The 20,863-nt window shown below is 63.0% G+C and carries 19 protein-coding genes; 5 read left to right on the forward strand and 14 right to left on the reverse strand.

What is annotated here, in order from left to right:
- Position 1: 1 nt before the first annotated feature.
- The 13 genes from F0P97_RS19210 to surE form a co-directional block, all read right to left on the reverse strand.
- Entirely contained in the window at positions 2–679 is a 678-nt protein-coding gene (locus F0P97_RS19210; RefSeq protein WP_182283540.1) for a YfgM family protein, read from the reverse strand.
- Between the two features lie 49 nt (positions 680–728).
- Positions 729–1,997, reverse strand: a complete 1,269-nt coding sequence (hisS, locus tag F0P97_RS19215; RefSeq protein WP_232538269.1) for a histidine--tRNA ligase — start codon at positions 1,995–1,997, stop codon at positions 729–731.
- A gap of 235 nt (positions 1,998–2,232) precedes the next feature.
- Positions 2,233–3,513: a flavodoxin-dependent (E)-4-hydroxy-3-methylbut-2-enyl-diphosphate synthase gene (gene ispG, locus F0P97_RS19220; protein ID WP_182283542.1), complete on the reverse strand. Its 1,281-nt coding sequence runs from the start codon at positions 3,511–3,513 to the stop codon at positions 2,233–2,235.
- A gap of 19 nt (positions 3,514–3,532) precedes the next feature.
- On the reverse strand, positions 3,533–4,519 hold the full coding sequence (locus F0P97_RS19225) for a helix-turn-helix domain-containing protein (protein ID WP_182283543.1): 987 nt from the start codon (positions 4,517–4,519) through the stop codon (positions 3,533–3,535).
- Positions 4,512–5,363 (reverse strand): type IV pilus biogenesis/stability protein PilW, encoded by an 852-nt coding sequence (gene pilW / locus F0P97_RS19230; protein ID WP_332839860.1) that lies wholly within the window; start codon positions 5,361–5,363, stop codon positions 4,512–4,514. Before pilW ends, F0P97_RS19225 begins: the two co-directional genes overlap by 8 nt.
- Before the next feature lie 25 nt (positions 5,364–5,388).
- Positions 5,389–6,510 (reverse strand): 23S rRNA (adenine(2503)-C(2))-methyltransferase RlmN, encoded by a 1,122-nt coding sequence (gene rlmN / locus F0P97_RS19235; protein WP_182283545.1) that lies wholly within the window; start codon positions 6,508–6,510, stop codon positions 5,389–5,391.
- A 133-nt stretch (positions 6,511–6,643) separates the two neighbouring features.
- The gene (ndk, locus tag F0P97_RS19240; RefSeq protein ID WP_003053316.1) at positions 6,644–7,069 is read right to left on the reverse strand and encodes a nucleoside-diphosphate kinase; all 426 of its coding nucleotides are present in this window, start codon (positions 7,067–7,069) and stop codon (positions 6,644–6,646) included.
- Positions 7,070–7,191: 122 nt separating this feature from the next.
- Complete coding sequence (locus tag F0P97_RS19245; RefSeq protein ID WP_182283546.1) at positions 7,192–8,790, reverse strand: pseudouridine synthase; 1,599 nt, start codon at positions 8,788–8,790, stop codon at positions 7,192–7,194.
- Positions 8,787–9,941 (reverse strand): SMC-Scp complex subunit ScpB, encoded by a 1,155-nt coding sequence (gene scpB, locus F0P97_RS19250; RefSeq protein WP_182283547.1) that lies wholly within the window; start codon positions 9,939–9,941, stop codon positions 8,787–8,789. Before scpB ends, F0P97_RS19245 begins: the two co-directional genes overlap by 4 nt.
- A 99-nt stretch (positions 9,942–10,040) precedes the next feature.
- Positions 10,041–11,099, reverse strand: coding sequence for an RluA family pseudouridine synthase (locus tag F0P97_RS19255; RefSeq protein ID WP_182283548.1), 1,059 nt, complete (start codon positions 11,097–11,099; stop codon positions 10,041–10,043).
- Positions 11,100–11,101: 2 nt separating this feature from the next.
- Positions 11,102–11,962, reverse strand: a complete 861-nt coding sequence (locus tag F0P97_RS19260; RefSeq protein ID WP_182283549.1) for a peptidoglycan DD-metalloendopeptidase family protein — start codon at positions 11,960–11,962, stop codon at positions 11,102–11,104.
- A gap of 13 nt (positions 11,963–11,975) precedes the next feature.
- Positions 11,976–12,818, reverse strand: a complete 843-nt coding sequence (locus F0P97_RS19265) for a protein-L-isoaspartate(D-aspartate) O-methyltransferase (RefSeq protein ID WP_371878493.1) — start codon at positions 12,816–12,818, stop codon at positions 11,976–11,978.
- Positions 12,758–13,543 (reverse strand): 5'/3'-nucleotidase SurE, encoded by a 786-nt coding sequence (gene surE, locus F0P97_RS19270; protein ID WP_182283551.1) that lies wholly within the window; start codon positions 13,541–13,543, stop codon positions 12,758–12,760. The genes F0P97_RS19265 and surE overlap by 61 nt, the downstream gene beginning before the upstream one ends.
- A 123-nt stretch (positions 13,544–13,666) precedes the next feature.
- On the opposite strand from surE, the gene F0P97_RS19275 reads away from it, so the two are divergent.
- The 3 genes from F0P97_RS19275 to F0P97_RS19285 all read left to right on the forward strand — a co-directional run bounded on the left by F0P97_RS19275 (position 13,667) and on the right by F0P97_RS19285 (position 18,029).
- On the forward strand, positions 13,667–14,644 hold the full coding sequence (locus tag F0P97_RS19275) for an NADPH:quinone oxidoreductase family protein (RefSeq protein ID WP_182283552.1): 978 nt from the start codon (positions 13,667–13,669) through the stop codon (positions 14,642–14,644).
- An 84-nt stretch (positions 14,645–14,728) separates the two neighbouring features.
- On the forward strand, positions 14,729–16,336 hold the full coding sequence (locus F0P97_RS19280; protein ID WP_182283553.1) for an alkaline phosphatase D family protein: 1,608 nt from the start codon (positions 14,729–14,731) through the stop codon (positions 16,334–16,336).
- A gap of 22 nt (positions 16,337–16,358) precedes the next feature.
- Positions 16,359–18,029, forward strand: coding sequence for a phospholipase D family protein (locus F0P97_RS19285; protein ID WP_182283554.1), 1,671 nt, complete (start codon positions 16,359–16,361; stop codon positions 18,027–18,029).
- 1 nt (position 18,030) lies between these two features.
- On the opposite strand, the gene F0P97_RS19290 is transcribed toward F0P97_RS19285, so the two are convergent.
- Positions 18,031–19,410 carry an NAD(P)/FAD-dependent oxidoreductase gene (locus F0P97_RS19290; RefSeq protein WP_182283555.1) on the reverse strand — a complete coding sequence of 460 codons (1,380 nt, stop codon included), beginning with the start codon at positions 19,408–19,410 and terminating at the stop codon, positions 18,031–18,033.
- A gap of 386 nt (positions 19,411–19,796) precedes the next feature.
- Here F0P97_RS19290 and F0P97_RS19295 point away from each other — a divergent pair, with 386 nt between their 5' ends.
- Positions 19,797–20,060, forward strand: coding sequence for a ParD-like family protein (locus F0P97_RS19295; protein WP_003063854.1), 264 nt, complete (start codon positions 19,797–19,799; stop codon positions 20,058–20,060).
- Positions 20,057–20,863: a type I methionyl aminopeptidase gene (gene map, locus F0P97_RS19300; RefSeq protein ID WP_182283556.1), complete on the forward strand. Its 807-nt coding sequence runs from the start codon at positions 20,057–20,059 to the stop codon at positions 20,861–20,863. Before F0P97_RS19295 ends, map begins: the two co-directional genes overlap by 4 nt.

Genomic DNA, 20,863 nt, shown 5'->3' on the forward strand with positions numbered 1-20,863 from the left:
ATTATTTCTCCGACGGCGTTGTCTTGACCAGGGTCGCGGCTTCAGGAGCCACGCCCAGCGCATTCAGCTTGAATTCCACCAGATGGCGGTAGTCCAGATCCTTGTCCAGTGCCTTGTAGGCAGCCTGGTACTGGGCAACCGCCTCAGCCTGCTTGCCCTGCGCGACATACAGATCGCCACGGCGATCAGCCTGCAGACCGGCATAGGACTCGGGCATGGCCGCCTCAAGCACCTTCAGGCCTTCGTCATAGCTTTTTTGCTGCTCCAGCACGGAAGACAGACGAATGCGAGCGAGGGCCTTGAAGCTTTCGTCGCCCTTGTCTGCCACCCAGCTCAGCTGAGCCTTGGCGTCATCGAGCTTGCCGGCATCCACCGAAGCCTTGGCCGCCAGCAACGCCGTCTGGGCAGCCTGCGCTGTACCCGAGTACTTGTCCTTGAGTTCGCTGAGAGCCAGATCGGCACGAGCTGCATCCTTGGCCGTGAGTGCCTGGTCCACCGCGAACTCCAGCGCCGAAGCCTGGGTCGCCTGACGCTTTTGCCAGTATTGCCAGCCATTCCAGCCGGCCAATCCGAGAAAGACCACGACCAGCACGCTGGTGATCAGAGTTCCCCAGGAATTCCAGAAATGCTTGAGCTGCTCAATTTGCTCTTGTTCTTCAAGATCGAGATGATTTGCCATGGCTACTTAGATTGTGTGGAACGCTGGTCGGAAAACGAGGAGCGGAAAATCAAACCGCCGATTTTAGGCTGCCGGCCCACAGGGCCACGTCCGCCAGAGCTTGCTGCACCTGCTGGCCTTCGCCGTCGCGCAGCGACTTCACGGTGACCTTGCCCTGGGCCAGCTCGTCAGCACCGAAGATCAGGGCATAGCGTGCACCCGAGCCATCGGCCTTCTTGAACTGGGACTTCATCGAGCCCATGCCCTCGGCCGAGCCGCCGGCCGCTGCATGCATCTGAACCGCCACACCGGCTGCACGCAGCTGCTGCACGGTCTTGAAGACCTGAGGCAGCGCCGAGGCGTCTGGAATGATGGCGTAGACATCGGCTGCGGGCAGGGGAATCTCTGCCCCCACCTCCTTGAGCACTTCGAGCACGCGCTCGACACCCATGCCCCAGCCCACGGCCGGAGCGGGCTTGCCGCCGATTTCCTCGATCAGATAGTCGTAACGACCACCGCCGCAGATGGTGCCTTGCGAGCCCAGCTTGTCGGTAATGAACTCGAACACCGTGAGGTTGTAGTAGTCCATACCGCGCACCAGACGCGGGTTCAGGCTCCATGCCACATCGTTGGCATCCAGGATGTCCTGCACAGCCTTCAGATGCGCCCTGGATGCGTCACCCAGGTAGTCCATCAGCTTGGGAGCTGCGTTGACCATATCCTGCATGGCCGGATTCTTGGTATCCAGCACTCGCAGCGGGTTGCTGTACATGCGGCGCCTGGCTTCCTCGTCCATCACATCGGTATGCTGCTCGAAGTAGGCAACCAGGGCTGCGCGATGGGCTTTGCGCTCCTCGGGCTGTCCCAGGCTGTTGAGCTCCAGGCGCACACCGTCGATGCCCAGTTCCTTCCACAGCTGCACAGCCAGCAAAATCACCTCGGCATCCAGCTCGGGACCGGCAAAGCCCATGGCCTCCACACCAACCTGATGAAACTGGCGATAGCGGCCGCGCTGGGGACGTTCGTGGCGGAACATCTGGCCGATGTAGAACAGACGCTTGCCGCCTTCGTAGAGGAGATTGTTTTCCACGACCGAGCGCACGACGCCGGCCGTACCTTCGGGGCGCAGGGTCAGGTGCTCGCCGTTGAGCTTGTCCTCAAAGGAGTACATCTCCTTCTCGACGATATCGGTCACCTCGCCCAGGCCGCGCACGAACAGGGCCGTGGGCTCGACGATGGGGGTGCGGATATTGCGATAGGCAAAGCGCCCCATCAGATCGCGCACCTTGGCTTCAAACCATTCCCAACGCGCCGAGTCGGGAGGAAGGATGTCGTTCATGCCTTTGACGGCAGTCAGTTTTTCGTTCTTGGCCACGTGAAATCTCACACTTGGGTCACTAGCAAAACGAGAGCACATTGCGCCTGGCAACTATGCCTTCTAGCTAGAAACCTAATTCAAATCCATACAGATAGTGCGCAAGCAGCTATCAATTCCAAAGTCTTGGCTCGCTGTCATTGTGCCAGCAAGCGCAATCACCACCCGCATGCCGGGCCGCTGCAAGCGCTCGATTCGCTCAGGCCTTCTGGCCGTAGCGGCGCTGCACATATTCCAGCACCAGGGTCTGGAACTCCTCGGCGATATGTTCGCCGCGCAGCGTCAAGGCTTTCTCGCCATCGATGAACACCGGTGCCGCAGGCGCCTCGCCATTGCCGGGCAGGCTGATGCCGATGTCGGCATGCTTGCTCTCGCCGGGGCCGTTGACGATGCAACCCATCACCGCCACCTTCATGGCTTCCACGCCGGGGAACTGGGTGCGCCAGACCGGCATTTCACCGCGCAGAAAATCGTCGATCCTCTTGGCCAGTTCCTGGAAGGTGGTGCTGGTGGTGCGGCCGCAGCCCGGGCAGGCGGTGACGCTGGGCACGAACACGCGCAGCCCCAGGGCCTGCAGAATCTCGGAGGCCACCACGACCTCCTGCGTGCGTGCTTCACCCGGCTGGGGCGTGAGCGAGACGCGAATCGTGTCACCAATGCCCTCTTGCAGCAGCACCGACAGCGCAGCGGTGGATGCCACCGTGCCCTTGGTGCCCATGCCGGCCTCGGTCAGACCCAGATGCAGCGCATAGTCGCAGCGGCGCGCCAGCTCTCGATAGACCGAGATCAGATCCTGCACGCCGCTGACCTTGCAGGACAGGATGATGTTGTCGGGATTCAGGCCGATATTCCTGGCAAGCTCGGCCGAGCTGATGGCCGAGGTGATCAGTGCCTCGTACATGACCTGGCGCGTTTCCCAGGGCTGGGCAAGCTTGCTGTTCTGGTCCATCAGCTCGGCCATGATTTCCTGGTCGAGCGAGCCCCAGTTCACGCCGATGCGCACGGCCTTGTCGTACTTGGCGGCGATCTCGATCATCTGACCGAACTGCTTGTCCTTCTTGTCGCCCTTGCCCACATTGCCAGGGTTGATGCGGTACTTGGACAGCGCCTGGGCGCAGTCGGGATAGTCGGTCAGCAGACGGTGGCCGTTGTAGTGGAAGTCGCCCACCAGCGGCACATACTCGCCCATGCGGTCGAGCTGCTCGCGGATATAGGGCACGGCTGCCGCCGCCTCGGGCGTGTTCACCGTGATGCGCACCATCTCCGAGCCGGCCTGGGCCAGCTGGCGCACCTGGATGGCGGTCTCCACCGCATCCACGGTGTCGGTATTGGTCATGGACTGCACGCGCACGGGCGCATCGCCCCCGACGGTGACCACGTTGTTGCGCCACGCCACACGGGCCTGGCGCGATTTGCGCTGCAGCGGGCTGGCGATGGCTATCGCCTGGCTGAGCTGCTGCGAGCTTTGAGAATCTTGCACTCTTGTTTACCTCGAACGGTTACTTCACCTCGAAGCGAGCCACATTGTCGCGTGTGCTCGAGATATCGAAGGGTTCGCCACGTACCGTCACCTGCGTGCCCTTGGCATTGCCCACAATCACCGACAGGGGCAACTGACCTTCGGCAGTCGCAGATTCATCCTTGGACAGGGTCTTTTCCAGCACCACCTTGCCAGCACCATCCCTGACCTTGACCCAGGACTGGCCAGTATTCACCTTCAGCACCAGCAGGCCGGCAGCGCCGGTCGCGGGCGTGGCCGCCTCGGCGACCGGGGCTGCGGTTTGGGCCGCTGCCACAGGTGCGGAAACGCTTGCTGCAGCGCCATCGCCAGGCATGCCGGCAGCACCAGCAACCGGCACAGACTCTGTCACCGTCGCCGCGGGTGTGGCAGAACTGCCCTGTGCACCGCCCTCGGCGGGGGCAAGCGGTTCTGCAGCCGGAGCGCTCGCCGCAGCCGTCTGGCCAGACTGGGCCTGAGCCGGCGCTGGCGCGCCTGCCCCATCGGCGCCGTCCACCATCTGATGGAATGGCACAAAGTACACGGCAGCGGCAGCTGCCAGCAGAATCAGCACGCCTGCCGCGATCTTGCGAGAGCTGCTATTGCCGGAGTCCAGCGGCGTACCCGTGACCTTGAAGCTGCTGCGCACCTTGACGGTCTCGTTGATGCCAGGACCCGCATTGGCAAGGCTTTTGATCTCGCTGCGTGGCAGCTTGGCCAGCACCGATTCGGCATCGATATGCAAGGTCCGGCACATCCCCATGGCCAGAGCACGCATGAACACATGATCGGGAAAGGCCGCATAGTCATCGGCCTCCAGCGCTTCCAGCTTGTGCTGCGGCACCTTCAATGTCGCAGCCATCACGGGCAACTGCATCCGGGCTGCTTCCCGTGCCTGACGCAACAAGACTCCGGCCGTGGCCTGACCCTGAGTTGGCACCTGCTCTTCGCTTTGCATAGTTTCCTCTTCCACCGCAGCCTCATTCATTGAAAGCTCCACGTTCATAGGCCAGCCACTGACGCGATTGAGGAAAACGCTCGTGCAACTGATCGGCCTGTTGACGCACTCCAATGTCGTCGTGCAATGCCCTGTCTATTTTGATCCCCAGCCAGAGGCTTTCCGCACTGGCCTGATTGCTATTGTTATTCAAGCGCCGGATGTAGAACTGCGCCTTCTTCAGATCACCTTTGAGCCAAAGCACATTTGCCAGGTTGTAGCCTGCGGCGGGGTTGCCCACATCCATCTCATAGGCACGAAACATGTTCTGGTAGGCCTGCTCCAACTGTCCTGCCTGCTGGTAGCACATGCCCTTGGCCAGCAGGGTCCTGGGCTGTTCACGGTAGCCCGGAGCCTGCAGGGCTCTATCAAACCACTGCTGGGCTGGGTCGAAATGCTTTTGCTGGCATTGCATCCAGCCGTAGTTGTGAATCTGGTTGCCGTCGCGCGGATTGAGATCCACGGCCTTGCGCATGGCGATCTCCGCCTGCGTCCAGTCCTGGTTCTGCATGAGGATCAGGCCCAGCAGGCCGTATGCATCGGCGTAATCGGGCTTGGCAGCCAAGGCCTGCCCCACCTCATCCATGGCCACATCCAGGCGCCCGGCCTGAAAGTAATTGGCAGCCAGCTCCAGGCGAATCTGGGCACGGCGACTGGCATCGGCGACCTGGGCACCGCCCGTGCCGACCACGGAAGCCTGGGGGACGGACGTAGAGGACGTGGTGGTGGTCGTTGTCGAAGTACAACCCACAAGTGCCGCGACCGCAACCGGTACCCCCCACCGGGCCAACAAGCCCCAATGTCGCCAAACCGGTCGCTGTACCACTGCCCTCATTGATTGTCCTTTATTCAAAACTCCGTCAAGACACCTGCTTGAGCGGGATGGTGCGCTGCCTGGCCATACGCTCGGCAGCGCGAGTCCTGTCCTTCACATCGCCCGCGAGCTGACCACAGGCCGCATCGATATCGTCACCCCGGGTCTTGCGCACCGTGGTCACGATGCCGGCATTGCTCAGCAACGTAGCGAACTCGGTCACGCGGGCCGAAGGCGAGCGCAACAGACCCGAAGCGGGGAAGGGATTGAACGGGATCAGATTGAACTTGCACCAGCTCTTGCCATCGCCGCGCGCGCGCACCAACTCTATCAGCTGGCGCGCATGCTCAGGCTGATCGTTAACGCCGTCGAGCATGCAATATTCAAAGGTGATGAAGTCACGTGGCGCGAACTCCAGATAGCGCTCGCAGGCGTCCAGCAGTTCGGCAATCGGGTACTTCTTGTTCAGCGGCACCAGGTTGTCACGCAGCGGATCATTGGGCGCGTGCAGCGACACCGCAAGTGCCACGGCACAGTCCTGCGACAGACGATCCATCATGGGCACCACGCCCGAGGTGGACACCGTCACGCGGCGGCGCGACAGGCCATAGCCATGATCATCCAGCATCACGCGCAGGGCAGGCACCAGCGCACTGTAGTTCTGCAGCGGCTCACCCATGCCCATCATCACCACGTTGGAGATGATGCGATCTTCGGTACCGAAGCGCTTGCGCAGCGAATGCTCTGCATACCAGAGCTGGGCAAGGATTTCGCCGGTATTGAGGTTGCGGCTGAAGCCCTGATGCCCGGTCGAGCAAAAGCGGCAGCCCACGGCGCAACCTGCCTGGGACGAGACACACAGCGTGCCACGGTCGTCCTCAGGAATGAAAACGGATTCAACGGCATTGCCGTCACCCACATCGAACAGCCACTTCACGGTGCCATCGGCAGAGACATGCTCGGTCACCACGGGCAAAGCGGTAATGTGGGCCCGGCTTTTGAGCTTTTCGCGCAAAGACTTGGCCAGATCGGTCATCTGGTCGAAATCGGATGCGCCACGCTGGTGAATCCAGCGGAACAGCTGCGTCGCACGGAAACGCTTCTCCCCGAGCTGCTCGCAATAAGCGGTCAGTCCTTCGAGGTCAAAATCAAGCAAATTAGTAGTCATATCGGCATGTGGCGAGGCGTCTTGCGAACGGTGTTTGCCACGCCGTGGCCAGCATCTTCAAGTGCTGACACCCGCTTTGCACGAATGCAAAGCGCTGGCGTCAGCGAGAGCATGCTGTAAAGCTAGCGTGGGATTAACGCGAGTACACGTTCATGCCGGGGAAGAAGAAGGCAACTTCCACAGCAGCAGTTTCAGCAGCGTCGGAGCCGTGCACGGCGTTGGCGTCAATGCTGTCGGCGAAGTCGGCGCGGATGGTGCCCTTCTCGGCCTTCTTGGGGTCGGTGGCGCCCATCAGTTCACGGTTCTTCAGGATGGCGTTCTCGCCTTCCAGAGCCTGGATCATCACGGGGCCGGAGACCATGAAGTCCACCAGATCCTTGAAGAAAGGACGGGCAGCGTGCACAGCGTAGAACTGCTCGGCTTCGCCGCGCGACAGGTGCACCAGCTTGGCTGCCACGATCTTCAGGCCAGCAGCTTCGAAGCGGGCGTAGATTTGGCCGATCACGTTCTTGGCAACTGCGTCGGGCTTGATGATGGAGAGGGTACGTTCGATAGCCATGATGATTATTTCCTAATCAGGGTTACTATGGGTTTTTGCCGAAAAAGCAAAACAGTTGATTTTAGCGGTGCCACCATAGACCTTGAAGTCCGGGCAGCACTCAAATCCTTACGGATACCTTTTTAGCGGCCGCCGCGGCGACCGCCGCCACCGCCACCACCAGGGCGACGCTTGGCGTTCTGGCGGGCACGCGACAGGCTGTCGCTGCCGATATAGCCCACCGAGGTGCGCATGGGGTCGGGCTGACCGCCCCCCTGCGAGCGACCCGAGCCACCGGAGCGGCCGCCGGACTTGTTGCGCGGGTTGTCGCCCAGCATGCCGCTGGGTGCCGGACGATTGCCGTCCCACTCGCCACGGCGCTGGCCGCCGCCTTCACGGCGCCCCTGGGGTGCTCGATCGGCATTCATGCCGTTGCCGCGACCGCCGCTGCGGTTGTTGCGGCCGCCACGGTTGTTGGCGCCACGGGCACCGCCGCTGTTGCGCTCGACGGGAGCGCGCTCCTTGACGCCGGCTGCCGACATCAGCGCCTGGATATCGGCCTGATCAAGTTCCACCCAGGCGCCGCGCTTGAGACCGCGCGGCAGCATCATGGCGCCGTAGCGAATGCGGATCAGACGGCTGACGGCATGGCCCACAGCCTCGAACATGCGACGCACTTCGCGGTTGCGGCCTTCGGAGATGGTCACGCGGTACCAGCAGTTGGCACCTTCGCCACCGCCATCTTCCACGGCACCGAAGCTGGCTTCACCGTCTTCGAGCTGCACGCCGTCCAGCAGACGCTGCTTCTCTTCCTTGCTCAGCGCGCCCAGCACGCGGGCCGCGTATTCACGCTCCAGGCCGAAGCGGGGGTGCATCAGCGAGTTCGCCAGCTCGCCCGAGCTGGTGAACAGCAGCAGACCTTCGGTATTCAGGTCCAGGCGCCCCACCGACTGCCACTTGCCATGCTGCAGCTTGGGCAGCTTGCGGAACACCGTGGGACGGTTCTGAGGATCGTCATGCGTCACCACTTCGCCCACGGGCTTGTGATAGGCAATCACGCGTGCGGGCGGCGGGTCGATACGGAAACGGATGGGCTGGCCGTTGACCTTGACGATATCGCCGAACTGAATGCGCTGGCCGACGTGGGCAGGCTCGTTGTTGACCGAGATGCGCCCTTCCAGGATCAGTTGCTCCATCTCCAGGCGCGAACCCATGCCGGCCTGGGCCAGCACCTTGTGCAGCTTCGGAGAATCTACCTGGGGCGCAAGCACGCGCTTGGCGGGCATGGCGCTGCCGTTCTCTTCCTCATCGTCGAAGTCGCCCGAGATCACATCGGCAAAGTCGATGTTCTGGCTCTTGCGTCCCCTGGGCCCATGAGGAGCGGCAACGCTCTCAACAGCCACTTCGGCAACGACGATATCCGCTGCTGCGTCCTGGTTCTGGCCCTGGTCCTGGTCCTGGGACTGCACCTCCTGCTCAGCCGCGGGCTGAACAGACTCTTCGACGGCCACGGCTTCTTCGGCACGCGGCTTGGTCACACGCTTGCGCGCTGGCTTGGCCTCGGCAGCAGCGTCCTTTTTGACGCCGGCACGCTTGCGCGGTGCTGCTGGCTTCTTGGCCTCGGCGGCATCCTTGGCGCCATCGGCCTTGGCTGCGCGGGGCTTGCGAGTCTTCTTGACCGGCTCGGCTTCGGGCGAAGCGGCTGCGGACTCGGGCATCGGGTTCGATGTCTCGTTGTTCATTCCAGTTTTCCTTCGGGGATGACGCCATCGTCACCCTCCACAATTCCTTGTTCTGCTGACCCGACGGCATCGTCGGCCCGCGCTTTCGTCTTTGTGTCCTCGGCCTCGTCGTCGTCGCTGCCATAGTCATCCTCGAGAAACGCCTTCAGGCCCACCCACTCGGTACGTCCGGCTTTCTTGGCCGCCGGTTTGGGCTCCGGCTCTGCCGCCTTGGCTGTCCTGACGGGCCTGACCGCCTTGGGCTTGCTCACGGACGGCGGCTCCTCTGTCGGCCCTGGCTCCGCATCCGGCAACTCAACAGCTATCTCTTCAGTAGCAGCTTGTGCAATATCAATCGGCGTTTGGTCCGGATATGACTTCAACTCTGGCGCATCCACCTCGGGCTGAATCTCCGACACAAGCCCTGCAGGCGCTTGCACCACTGGGTCGACATCGGTGTCCGGCAGCTCCTGCGCCCCCTCTTCCTCACCCGAGGCACGCAGGATCTCACTCTCCGCCGCATCGGACTCTGTCACGACATCCACCGACTCTGCGGCCTCCACGCCTTCCTGGCGCTGGGCCTCCTCGACACCGGCCTCCGGCACGGAGGCTGGTTCGCCCTCCTCCCCATCCAGCGCCTTGAACAGACTTTGCTGGGCCTGTGTTTCCTCCAGCATGGGCAGCTGATCCAGCGACTGCAGACCCAGATCATCGAGAAACTGGCGCGTGGTGGCAAACAGCGCAGGCCGCCCCACGGTTTCACGGTGGCCGATGACCTCGATCCAGCCCCGGTCTTCCAGCTGCTTGATGATCAGGCTGTTCACGGTCACGCCGCGGATGTCCTCTATATCACCCCGCGTGACCGGCTGACGGTAGGCAATGATGGCCAGCGTCTCCAGCGTCGCCCGCGTGTACTTGGGCGGCTTCTCGGGGTGAAGCTTGTCCAGGTAGACGCGCATCTCGGGCCGGCTCTGAAAACGCCAGCCAGAAGCCACCTGCACCAGTTCCACGCCCTTGAGGGCCCAGTCCTTTTGCAGGTCCAGCAGCAAATCCTTAACCGTGTCCGAGCCCAGCACATCATCAAAAAGTGAGCGCAATTCCCGCAGCGTTACAGGCTGCGGGGCACAAATCAATGCTGTTTCAAGAACCCGCTTGGCATCTACCGTATTCATGGGCGCAGCGTTTCGGGAGCGGCTGTCGCACCGACTGCGGTGGGACGCCTGATTCTAAGAAGAGAGGGAAGCGCCCCAAAGATGCCATGCGAGTGATGGTCAGAGGCTTTCCGGCAGATTGTAACGCAGACCCCATAAATCCAGTGCACCAGCCATGTCTTGCGGCAGCGGCGCATAGTGGACCAGCGGCTTTTTCGTCACCGGGTGCTCGAAGGCCAGTCTGAAGGCATGCAGTGCCTGGCGCTCCAGCCCACCCTCGGGCTGACCGCCATACAGCGTGTCGGCTATCAGCGGATGGCCGAGCGAAGCCATGTGCACCCGGATCTGGTGCGTGCGACCGGTGTGCAGCGTGCAGCGCACCAGGCTGTGAGCTGCATCGCCATCGAGCAGATCGAAATCGGTGCGCGCCTGCTTGCCGGGGTGCAGATTCAGATCCACCACCGCCATGCGCAGGCGGTTGCGTGGATCGCGGCCGATCGGCGCATCGACTTCGCGGCGCTTGCGGCTGCCCCATTGCTTGTGGGCAAGCGCCAGATACTGACGGCTCACATCGCGCGCGGCAATCATCTTGATGAGCGCATCCATGGTGCTGCGATTGCGCGCCACCACCATCAAACCGCTGGTATCCTTGTCCAGACGGTGAACAATGCCGGCGCGCGGCACCTGACGCGCTTTTTCGTCACGCGCCAGCAGACCATTGAGCAATGTGCCCGTCCAGTTGCCGGGCGCCGGATGCACCACCAGACCCGCAGGCTTGTTGATGACCAGCAGATCATCGTCCTCATAGACCACCTGCAGATCCATGGCCTCGGGCTGGAAGGCCATGCTCTGCTGGGTAGGACGCATTTCCACGCGCAGGCGGTCGCCCACGGCCACCTTGACCGAGGGCTTGAGCAGAACCTTGCCATTGAGCGTGACCGCGCCGTCGGCCAGCAACTGCTGCAGATAGCTGCGCGAGAACTCGGACACCCCCAGCGCCAGCACCTTGTCCACACGCTGACCGTGATGCTCGGTGCCGACCGAGAGTTCGCGGTTCTCGACCTCGGCCGAGGCAATGGCGTCTTCGGCTGCTTCGTCCCAGCTCTGCTCTGCCGCGTCAGAAGGCACAAGCCCCTGCTGGGCAGGGGCTTGTGCGGCTTGCTTGCGTTGCGTGGCCATGCTCAGCGCGAAGGCAGATAGCGCGAAGGATCGACAGGCTTGCCCTGGCGACGCACCTCGAAGTGCAGCTTGACGCGATCGGCATCGGTGCTGCCCATCTCGGCAATCTTCTGCCCCTTTTTGACGGCCTGATCTTCCTTGACCAGCAGAGACTGGTTGTGGGCGTAGGCCGTCAGATAGGTGTTGTTGTGCTTGAGGATGATCAGGTTGCCATAGCCACGCAGGCCGGCACCGGCATACACCACACGGCCGTCGGCCGCAGCCACCACGGGATCACCGGCCTTGCCGCTGATGTCGTAGCCCTTGTTGCGCTGCTCGTCGAAGCCGGCAATCAGCGAGCCGCTGGCAGGCCAGATGAAGTTCACATCATCGGCTCCCTTGGCAACAGGCGCAGGGCTTGTTGCTGGCGTGGATGGCACTGGCGTTGCGGTTGCAGCCGGGGGAGTCACGGGGGTAGTCGTCGTTGCAGTGCTGCCACCGCCCACGACCACGGGCGCGACACCGCGACCCGAGCCGGACGATGCGACAGGCGCCTCGCGTCCGGGCGGCACCACACGCACCACCTGACCGACTTCAATCACATTGGGATTGTCCAGATTGCTCCAGCGAGCAATGTCCTTCCAGCTCTGGCCGTGCTCCAGACCAATCCTGATCAGAGTGTCGCCAGGCTTGATGGTGTAGTAACCCGGCTTGCCGGCATTTTCAGCGCCGGGCAGCGACTTGACGTCTACAGTTGAAGACGAGGAGGCCGACTGTCCGCGATCCTCCACAGGAGCCCTGTTTGCCTGGGCAGCACAACCGGCCAGGATGACACCTGCCAGCACGGCCGTTCCCCATGCACCAAGACTTCGCGATACCAACATAAGCTATTCCCTTCTAGGCGATCCCCGATTTTAGAGGGACAAAGTTGACTGCTTCCAAAACTGTCTGCGTAAAACCGTGTGAACTCTTGTCAATCACCAGCAGTGCCTGCTTACCCGCACCAACCACAACCGGAGCCACCAGACGCCCGCCCACCGCCAGTTGGTCGCACCACTCCTGCGGCACCACATCACCGCCGGCAGCGGAGATGATGCCCGCATAGGGCGCGCCACTGGCAAAGCCCACCATGCCGTCACCGAGAATTAGATGCACATTGGACAGGCGCATGGGACGCAGATGGCCGCGTGCTTTCTCATGCAGGCCGCGCAGCCGCTCTATCGAATAAACCTCTTTGGTGAGCATGGACAGCACGGCGGCCTGATAGCCGCAGCCCGTACCGATCTCCAGCACTCGTCCTTGCCCGTTGCGGGCTGCATCCGAGTCGAGCAGCAGCTCGATCATGCGGGCCACGATGCTGGGCTTGGAGATGGTCTGACCCAGGCCGATAGGCAGACTGGTGTCTTCATAGGCCTGATTGACCAGAGCACTGTCGACAAAGCGGTGACGCTCCACCGTGGCCATGGCCTGCAGCACGGCCGGGTTGCTGACGCCCGCCGCACCGATGCGCTGTGCCATGCGGGAGCGCACCGTGGATGAGTCCAGCCCCACCCCCACAGGCGAAGCAGCCACACGCAGCGGATTGATGGGCTTGGGAGTAACGGGCGGCCGCGCCGCGCTGGTGCCCATCTGCACGGAACGTGCAATCCAGCCCGGAACCTGAGGCGGACGACGCTCGCTCACGATGCGGCCGCCGATGTGGTGGATGGACCGGCCAGCTTGCTGGCCGTCTGCGCCCAATAGCCGAGGTTTTCATGGTCGGTCAGATCGACCTTGAGCGGCGTCATGGAGACATGGCCATGGGCCGTGGCATGGAAGTCCGTGCCTTCGGAGTCGTCCTTTGCTGCGCCGGCGCTGCCGATCCAGTACATGGTCTCGCCACGTGGACTTTGCTGCTGAATGGCCTGCTCGGCCGCATGACGTCGCCCCAGGCGACACAACTTGACGCTTTTGAGTGCATGCAGCGGCATATTGGGAATATTCACGTTCAACAACCAGGGAGCAGTACCGATCAACTGCTGGGCCAGCATCTCCTGAACCATCTGACGGGCCGTGGCAGCTGCCGCCTCCAGTTCGGCCCAGCCCTTGTCCACCTGGGAGAAGGCAATCGACGGAATGCCGAACAGATAGCCTTCCATGGCCGCCCCCACGGTGCCCGAGTAAATCGTGTCGTCGCCCATATTGGCGCCGTTGTTGATGCCCGAGACCACCAGATCGGGCCGGTAGCCCAGCAGGCCGGTCAGCGCGATATGCACGCAGTCTGCAGGCGTGCCGTTCACGTAGCGAAAGCCGTTATAGGCCTGGTGCACATACAGCGGCGCGTTCAGCGTCAACGCATTGGACTTGGCGCTGTTGTTGTGCTCGGGCGCCACCACTTCGACGTCTGCCACGGTGCGCAGCGCATCGTGCAAAGCCACGATGCCTGGGGCCTGAAAGCCGTCGTCATTGCAAATAAGAATCTTCATGGATGAGGCGGATTGTAGGCGGCTCCAAGGTCACGACAGAGACACGCGGCATTCGCACCACACTTCTATCATCTGCGAGCCGATTCCCCTCAATCTCACCTCAAGAAGATCAGGAGACAAGATATGCACGCATGGCTTTGCACCACCCCTACCGGCGTCGAGACCCTGAAATGGACCGAGCAGCCCACACCGCAGCCCGGCCCCGGCCAGGTGCTGCTGGAAGTCAAGGCTGCCAGCCTGAACTTTCCCGATCTGCTGATCGTGCAGAACAAATACCAGATCAAGCCGGCCCTGCCCTTTGTGCCGGGCTCGGAATACGCCGGCGTAGTGCAGGCCGTGGGCGAAGGCGTCAAACATCTCAAGGTAGGCCAGCATGTGGCCTGTCTTTCGGGCACGGGCGGGTTCGCCACACATACGCTGGCACCCGCCGCCATGTGCATGCCGCTTCCGGCCGACTTCCCCTTTGTCGATGCCGCAGCCTTCATCATGACCTATGCCACCTCCCACCATGCGTTGATCGACCGCGGTCAGCTCAAGGCCGGCGAGACCGTACTCGTACTGGGCGCGGCAGGCGGCGTTGGCACGGCAGCCATACAGATTGCCAAGGCAGCTGGCGCACGGGTGATTGCAGCGGCCTCCACCGACGAGAAATGTGCGCTGTGCAAGGCTCAAGGTGCAGACGTCACCATCAACTACAGCCAGGGCGATCTGCGGGAAGCCATCAAGGCCGCGACCGACGGCAAGGGCCCCGACGTGATATACGATCCCGTGGGCGGCGAGTTCGCCGAGCCCGCCTTCCGCTCCATTGCCTGGCGCGGCCGCTATCTGATCATCGGATTTGCCTCCGGCCCCATCCCCTCTCTGCCGCTGAACCTGCCGCTGCTCAAGGGCGCTTCCCTGGTCGGCGTGTTCTGGGGCGACTTCGCCAAGCGCGAGCCTCAGAACAATGCAGCCATGATGCAGGAGCTGTCGCAATGGTGGGCCCAGGGCAGGATCAAGCCCGTGATCGACCGCACCATGCCCATGAGCGAGCTGTTCGCCGCCTACGAGCGCATGGGCTCGCGCCAGGTACAGGGCAAGCTGGTGCTGGTCAACGCGTAAAGCTGCGGTAAACCGCGGCGATGTCTGCGGGGTCGGGGATACTTCCAGCCACTGGCTACAAGAACCCGACACCACAGCATCGCCATGTTTTATCCTCTTCACACGCCGGCGCCGGATCGCCGGCGCTTTCTGATTGCCTCCAGCCTTGCCACGGCCGTGGGTGCCCTGCCAGCCTGGGCCCGTGCCACGGAATCGCTGGCCCACAACCCGTTCACTCTGGGAGTGGCCAGCGGCGACCCGGAGCCCGACAACATCCTGATCTGGACGCGGCTGACAGCACCTCTGTCCTATCTGGGTACAGCGGCCGCGCCAGACCTGGCAGCACAGACCGTCCACTGGGAAGTGGCGCACGATGCCCAGTTCCGCCAGGCCGTGGCCCATGGGCAGGCCCAGGCGAGGGCCGAATGGGGCCACGCCGTCCATGTGCAGGTCAACGGCCTGAGCCCTGACCGCTGGTATTTCTACCGCTTCCGCTGTGGCAACGCCTTCAGCGCCACCGCACGCTGCCGCACCGCCCCGGCAGCCGGAGCCGATGTGCGCAAGCTGCGCCTGGCCGTGGCCTCCTGCCAGCGCTGGGAACACGGCTTCTACAGCGCCTGGGCCGATGCCGCGCAGGCCTCGCCCGATCTGGTGCTGTTTCTCGGCGACTACATCTATGAATATGCGCAACCGGCCAAGCCCGATGGACTGGCTCGTCCGCAGCCGCTGCGTACCGCCCAGACCTTGCAGGACTACCGCGACCGCTATGCATTGCACAAGAGCGATCCTCATCTGCAGGCCGCCCATGCCGTGTGCAACTGGTCCGTCATCTGGGATGATCACGAGGTTGAAAACGACTATGTAGCCCAGTACGGACGCGGGGACAGCGCTCACTTTCTGGCCAGGCGCATGGCGGCCTGGCAGGCTTTCTACGAAAACATGCCGCTGCGTGACAGCGCATTGCAGCGCAACTTTCAAGGCCTGGCGCTGTACCGCAGTCTGCAGTGGGGCAAGCTGGCCAGGCTGCATCTGCTGGACGGCCGCCAGTACCGCGATCTGCAGGCCTGCCGCCCCGAGGGCAAGGCCAGCACCGGTACCGTGGACCCGGCCGAATGCCCTGCCCTGCAAGATCCGGCACGCAGCTTCCTGGGCTGGGATCAGGAGCGCTGGCTGGCCCGGCAGTTGCAGGACGATGCTCGCCAGAGGGCCGAGGCCACCCGCTGGAGCACCGTGGTGCAGACCACCTTGTTCTCGGCCCGCAAGCATCCCAATGGCCGGCAGTCGACCGACAGCTGGGACGGCTACCCTCAGGCTCGCCAGCGCCTGGTGCGCCAGATTGCCGAGAGCCAGCCACGCAACAGCGTGCTGCTCGGCGGAGACATTCACCAGAACTATGTCTGCTCCATTGCAGCCCGGGCCGATCAGGCCCCGGACAAGGCCAACCCGGTGATTGCCAGCGAATTCTGCGGCACCTCCATCAGCTCGCACAGCGGCACGACACAGGCCAGGGTCGATGCCATCGTGGCCCACAATCCACAGGTGGTTTTCGCGCGCTGTGAGGAGCGCGGCTACAGCCTCGTGGAGATCACGCCACAGTCCATGAGCACCGAGCTGCGCGCCGTGAGCAACCCGCTCCAGGCCGACAGCAGTCTCTATACGCTGGCACGCTTTGTGGTGGAAGATCGCCGCCCCGGCCCTGTGAAGATCGCCTGATGCGCTGCGGCATACTCGGGTCATGCAAAACACACAGGCCTCGAGACCCGAAATTCCCCTGTGGCGCGGTACGGCGACAACCCTGCTGATTGCGGGATTGCTCGCAGGCTGCGGCCTGCCGCCCATGCCGGATCGCACTGCCACACGGGCGCTGAGTGCCGAGCAGGCCCTGCAAACCCGGCTCGGCCAGGCTCTGGAGCCGCTGCTGCAGGCACATCCTGGGCAGAGCGGTATCCATATGCTGGCCGATGCCCATGACGCCTATGCTGCCCGCGCCCTGCTGGCCCGAGCCGCGCAGCGCACCCTCGATGTGCAGTACTACATCTGGCGCAACGACACCACAGGCCATTTGCTGCTCGATGAGCTGCTGCTCGCGGCAGACCGCGGCGTGCGCGTACGCCTGCTGCTGGACGATGGCGGCACCGGCGGCATGGACGCCATGCTGGCAGCCCTGGACCAGCATCCGCAGATCGAGGTGAGGCTGTTCAACCCCTTTGCCCTGCGCACGCCCAAGGCGATCGGCTATGTGACGGACTTCGCGCGCACTCAGCGGCGCATGCACAACAAGAGCTACACGGCCGACTCCGCCGCCACCATCGTGGGCGGGCGCAATATCGGTGACGAGTACTTTGCCGCCTCCGACGGCGTGCTGTTCGCCGACCTCGATGTGGTGGCCACTGGCTCGGTGGTGGGCGAGGTGGCAGCGGAATTCGACCGTTACTGGAACAGCCCCTCGGCCTACCCGGTAGTCAGCCTGCTGCCCGCCATGCCACAGCAGGCCGTGGACAAGGTCTACGCAAGCCTGCACGCCGATGTAAACCGCCCCGAATCCCAGGCCTATGTGCAGGCCGTGGGCCGCAGCCGCTTCAGCACCGATTTGCTGGAAGGCCGACTGCCGCTGCAATGGGCCGAGACCACCCTGGTCAGCGACGACCCGGCCAAGGTCCTGCGCAAAGCCGCGCCCGAAGACTTGCTGCTGTCCCAGCTCCAGCCGGTGATTGGCCAGCCGCAGCAGTTGCTGGAAGTGGTGTCACCCTATTTCGTGCCCACCCAGGCCGGAGTCGACGCCTTTGCCCACCTGCGCCAGCAAGGTGTGCGAGTGCGCATTCTGACCAACAGCCTGGAGGCAACCGATGTGGCCGTGGTGCACGCGGGCTACGAGAAATACCGCAAGCCGCTGCTGAAGATGGGCGTGGAACTCCACGAAATGCGCCGCCAGATCGATCTGCGCAATCAGCTCGCAGCCGACGAGCCGGACAAGACCCGAAAGAGCAAGCCTGCCGAAAAGACCCCAAAGCGCGAAGCCCCGTCACCTGCAGCGCTGAGCGGCAGCTCCGCCACCACGGGCAGCTCGGGCGCCAGCCTGCATGCCAAGACCTTCGCGGTCGACGGCAAGCAGCTCTTTGTCGGCTCCTTCAACTTCGATCCGCGCTCGGCCGTGCTCAACACCGAAATGGGCGTGGTCATCAAAGATCCGGCCTTGAGCCAGCAAGTCAGCACCAGCCTGGATCAGCATCTGCCGTATATGGCCTACAAGGTGCAACTGGACCCGCAGGGCAGCCTGAGCTGGACGGGCCAGAATCCGCAGCCGCCCCACGAAGCCCAGACCTTCAGTGCCGACCCCGGCACCAGCTGGTGGCAGCGTTTCATGGTGCGGGTGCTGAGCTGGCTGCCCATCGAAGGGCTTTTGTAGCTCAGTCCAGACGGATGGAGGGCCGCAGCCGCGCGTTCATCAGGTCGATCAGCCACAGCAGGCCACCGCGCCAGAAGCCGTAAAGCCGCGCTTGGTGCGAGCGGTACAGCATGATGTGGCTGAGCATGGCCATGCGGCCACGGATCACGCCGCCGTTGAACAGACCGAACTTTCCCAGCGAGCCATAGGCGTCGTAATGCGCGAGGGACACCAGGGCACCAAAGTCGCGATAGGCAAAGCCTACGGGCTTGGCCCCAGGACGCTCCAGCACATGGGGCAGGGTCTCGATCAGATAGCGGGCCTGCTGGTGGGCCACCTGGGCCGTAGGAGGCAAGGCCTCCTGCTTGCCCGGCAAGGTATAGCTGGCGCAGTCGCCCAGGGCATAGATATCAGGGTCACTGGTCTGCATCTCGTCATTGACCAGCAACTGATTGCTGCGCGTGGTCTGCAAACCCAGCTGCATCAGGAATTCCGGGGCCTTGACCCCGGCAGCCCAGACACGCAGGCTGGCGGGAATCAGCTCGCCATTGGCCAGCTCGAAACCCTGCTCGGTCGCACGGCTGACGCGGCCGCCAACGATCACGGAAACGCCCAGGGCCTGCAGCCGCACGCGCGTGGCCTCGGAGATTTCTTCGGGAAAGCTGGGCAGCAGGCGCGAGCCTGCCTCGATCAGCACGATGCGGAACTTTGCCGCCTCGCCCAATGCGCCGTAGGCCGTGGCACTCTCTGCAAGCTGAACCAGCTCTGCGGCCAGTTCAACCCCTGTGGCACCGCCGCCCACGATGGCGACCTGCAACTGCTCGCCACTGGTCATGCAGCGCACCATGCGCAAACGAATTTCCTGGTTGAAGGCATCGGCCTTGCGGCGCGAATCGATCATGAAGCAATGTTCATGAACGCCGGGCGTGCCGAAGTCGTTGGCACCGCTGCCCACCGCAATCACCAGCTTGTCATAGGCAAGACGCCGCCCCGCAACGAGCTCGCGACCATCGGGGGCATAGATGGGGGCCAGCAGAATCTCACGTGCCTCACGGTCCAGACCGCACATCTCGCCGGGCTGGTAGGCAAAGTCGGCATCGGTGGCCTGGGCAAGATAAGTGGTCTGCTGTTGGGCCAGATCGCGGGTGCCGGCGGCAATCGTGTGCAGCATGGGCTTCCAGACATGGGCGGAGTCGCTGTCCACCAGCGTCACCGTGTCAATGCTCTCGCTCTTGAGCTTGCCCAGGGCTGTGGCCACCTCCAGCCCCGCCACGCCTCCGCCCACGACCACGATGCGGGACCCTTGCCCATCGTGTGGAGGCCGAGGCTTTCGAGCTTGCGGCTCCTGGGATTCGGTGACGAGCTGCTCGCCCTGCCCTGCTTGACTGACTGCGTTTTCCATGAACGACCCTGACTCCTCGTCTGTTGTGACCGGACGCCAGAACATCCCAAGATGTCTGGCACGCATTGATTGTTCTTCAATTTTTATAGCATGAAACTCAATATGGACAAGGCAAATACTGATGATATATATCTTTTATAAGACTTGAACGGCACGAATACCAGGCTTGTCTCGAAAGCTTTCAATTTTCTGAATGCCCCTGGCTGCAATCAATGCCAATCAAGCGCAGAGCGCTATCAACTTCTTGGGCACCATGTCGCACGACAAGGCCTTAAAACCCGGTTCGACGAACAGCGCTTGTCAAACAGTTGCAAAACCGCTGCTTCAACCATGCAATTTGCGTTTGTCAATATACGAAACGTATACAGCCTTTATGATGCTGGGCCATGGGAATCGTCAAAATTTCAGACCAGTTGCACGACCAGATTCGTGTCTCCAGCGCGGCCCTCGGCCGCTCCATCAATGCCCAGGCCGAGCACTGGCTGCGGGTAGGCCAGCTGGCCGAGCATCACCCCCAGCTCAATTACGAAGGCATCTGCGCCCTGCTGCTGCAGCAAGCCGAGCGCGAGCTGCAGCCTGCCAGCGCGCATGAAGCCGACACGGTCGTGCGCCGCCCCCGTCCGGTGCGCCTGGTGGGAGGCATGCAATGAAGCGCGGCAAGCAGAAAGTCGTGCCCATTCATGACGCTACCGACATTTACCTCTCGCGCAAGGCCGGCGGCCTGGCCGCCAAGGTGCTGGCCATGCTCACGCCCCATGTGCAGCCCGGCGTGAGCACCGAGGAGCTGGACAAGATCTGTCACGACTACATCGTCAACGAGCTGAAATGCACGCCCACCAATGTGGGCTATTACGGTTTTCCCAAGACCGTGTGCACCTCCGTCAACCATGTGGTCTGCCACGGCATCCCCGATGCCAAGCAAGTCCTCAAGGACGGCGACATCATCAATGTCGACGTCGCAGTAACCACGCCCGAAGGCTGGATCGGCGACACCAGCCGCATGTATTACGTGGGCCAGCCCAGCAATCTGGCCAGGCGCCTGGTCAACACCACCTATGAGGCCCTGGTGGCCGGCATCCGCGCCGTCAAGCCCGGGGCCACACTGGGCGATGTAGGCCATGCCATCCAGACCGTGGCCCAGCGTGAGCGCTTTTCCATAGTGCGCGAGTACTGCGGTCACGGTATCGGCAAGGTCTATCACGACGAGCCCCAGGTGCTGCACTACGGCACGCCCGGCCAGGGACTGCTGCTGCAGCCCGGCATGATCTTCACCATCGAGCCCATGCTCAACGCAGGCAAGGCCGCCACCCGCGAACTGGCGGACGGCTGGACCGTGATCACCAACGACAAGTCACTCTCCGCCCAGTGGGAGCATATGGTGCTGGTGACGGAAACCGGGTTCGAGGTGCTGACACCCTGGCCTGAGGGTACAGGCGACTACCCCGCCATCTGA

The sequence above is a fragment of the Comamonas testosteroni genome (assembly GCF_014076415.1).
In the GTDB taxonomy this organism is placed as follows: Bacteria; Pseudomonadota; Gammaproteobacteria; order Burkholderiales; family Burkholderiaceae_C; genus Comamonas; species Comamonas testosteroni_F.

Excerpts from the sequence above, each read along its gene's own strand:
- F0P97_RS19210 (WP_182283540.1), bottom strand. The coding sequence starts at position 679 with ATGGCAAATCATCTCGATCTTGAAGAACAAGAGCAAATTGAGCAGCTC.
- hisS (WP_232538269.1), bottom strand. The coding sequence starts at position 1,997 with ATGAACGACATCCTTCCTCCCGACTCGGCGCGTTGGGAATGGTTTGAA.
- F0P97_RS19225 (WP_182283543.1), bottom strand. The coding sequence starts at position 4,519 with ATGAATGAGGCTGCGGTGGAAGAGGAAACTATGCAAAGCGAAGAGCAG.
- pilW (WP_332839860.1), bottom strand. The coding sequence starts at position 5,363 with ATGAGGGCAGTGGTACAGCGACCGGTTTGGCGACATTGGGGCTTGTTG.
- rlmN (WP_182283545.1), bottom strand. The coding sequence starts at position 6,510 with ATGACTACTAATTTGCTTGATTTTGACCTCGAAGGACTGACCGCTTAT.
- ndk (WP_003053316.1), bottom strand. The coding sequence starts at position 7,069 with ATGGCTATCGAACGTACCCTCTCCATCATCAAGCCCGACGCAGTTGCC.
- F0P97_RS19245 (WP_182283546.1), bottom strand. The coding sequence starts at position 8,790 with ATGAACAACGAGACATCGAACCCGATGCCCGAGTCCGCAGCCGCTTCG.
- scpB (WP_182283547.1), bottom strand. The coding sequence starts at position 9,941 with ATGAATACGGTAGATGCCAAGCGGGTTCTTGAAACAGCATTGATTTGT.
- F0P97_RS19255 (WP_182283548.1), bottom strand. The coding sequence starts at position 11,099 with ATGGCCACGCAACGCAAGCAAGCCGCACAAGCCCCTGCCCAGCAGGGG.
- F0P97_RS19260 (WP_182283549.1), bottom strand. The coding sequence starts at position 11,962 with ATGTTGGTATCGCGAAGTCTTGGTGCATGGGGAACGGCCGTGCTGGCA.
- surE (WP_182283551.1), bottom strand. The coding sequence starts at position 13,543 with ATGAAGATTCTTATTTGCAATGACGACGGCTTTCAGGCCCCAGGCATC.
- F0P97_RS19275 (WP_182283552.1), top strand. The coding sequence starts at position 13,667 with ATGCACGCATGGCTTTGCACCACCCCTACCGGCGTCGAGACCCTGAAA.
- F0P97_RS19280 (WP_182283553.1), top strand. The coding sequence starts at position 14,729 with ATGTTTTATCCTCTTCACACGCCGGCGCCGGATCGCCGGCGCTTTCTG.
- F0P97_RS19285 (WP_182283554.1), top strand. The coding sequence starts at position 16,359 with ATGCAAAACACACAGGCCTCGAGACCCGAAATTCCCCTGTGGCGCGGT.
- F0P97_RS19290 (WP_182283555.1), bottom strand. The coding sequence starts at position 19,410 with ATGGAAAACGCAGTCAGTCAAGCAGGGCAGGGCGAGCAGCTCGTCACC.
- F0P97_RS19295 (WP_003063854.1), top strand. The coding sequence starts at position 19,797 with ATGGGAATCGTCAAAATTTCAGACCAGTTGCACGACCAGATTCGTGTC.
- map (WP_182283556.1), top strand. The coding sequence starts at position 20,057 with ATGAAGCGCGGCAAGCAGAAAGTCGTGCCCATTCATGACGCTACCGAC.